Consider the following 1,001-nt stretch of genomic DNA (forward strand, 5'->3'; position numbering starts at 1 on the left):
CGGGAGGGGGCGGCCCCGGGGGGCCCGAGGCTGCGGGACGCGCTGGAGGGCATCCCGGCGTACAAGCCCGGCAAGCCCCCGGCGGCCGACGGGCCCGTCTCCTACAAGCTGTCCTCGAACGAGAACCCCTACCCCCCGCTCCCCGGCGTGCTGGAGCGGGTCACCGGTACGGCGGCGTCCTTCAACCGCTACCCGGACATGTCCTGCGCCGGGCTGGTCGCCGAGCTGGCCGGGTGCTTCTCGGTCCCGGCCGAGCACATCGCGACCGGCACCGGCTCGGTCGGAATCGCGCAGCAGCTCCTCCAGGCCACCTCGGGGCCGGGCGACGAGGTGGTCTACGCCTGGCGCTCGTTCGAGGCGTATCCGATCATCACCCAGATCTCCGGCGCGACGTCCGTGCAGGTGCCGCTGACGGCGGGCGAGGCGCACGACCTGGACGCGATGGCGGAAGCGGTGACCGAGCGCACCCGGCTCATTTTCGTCTGCAATCCGAACAACCCGACCGGGGTGGCCATCCCCCGCGCCGACCTGGAGCGCTTCCTGGACCGGGTGCCCTCCCGGGTGCTGGTGGTGCTGGACGAGGCGTACCGCGAGTTCGTACGGGACGAGCGGGTGGTGGACGGCATCGAGCTGTACCGGGACCGGCCGAACGTGTGTGTGCTGCGGACCTTCTCCAAGGCGTACGGGCTGGCGGGGCTGCGGGTCGGCTTCGCCATCGCGCATGAGCCGGTGGCCGCCGCGCTGCGGAAGACGGCGGTGCCGTTCGGGGTGAGCCAGATCGCGCAGGAGGCGGCGGTGGCGTCGCTGCGGAGCGAGCCGGCGCTGCTGGAGCGGGTGGCCGCGCTGGTGGCCGAGCGGACGCGGGTCACCGGGGCGCTGCGGGACCAGGGGTGGACCGTCCCCGAGTCGCAGGCCAACTTCGTGTGGCTGCGGCTGGGCGAGCGGACGGTGGAGTTCGCGGAGCTGGCCGAGAAGGCGGGGGTCACGGTGCGGCCCTTCCC

1 protein-coding gene is annotated in these 1,001 nt (G+C 73.7%); it reads left to right on the forward strand.

Annotated features, from left to right (window positions below; translation table 11 throughout):
* Positions 1-30 precede the first annotated feature (30 nt).
* On the forward strand, positions 31-1,001 hold a 971-nt coding region (gene hisC / locus G5C65_RS37675; protein ID WP_165303558.1), incomplete at its 3' end, for a histidinol-phosphate transaminase.

The sequence above is a fragment of the Streptomyces boncukensis genome, from assembly GCF_011045075.1.
GTDB classification, from domain to species: domain Bacteria; phylum Actinomycetota; class Actinomycetes; order Streptomycetales; family Streptomycetaceae; genus Streptomyces; species Streptomyces boncukensis.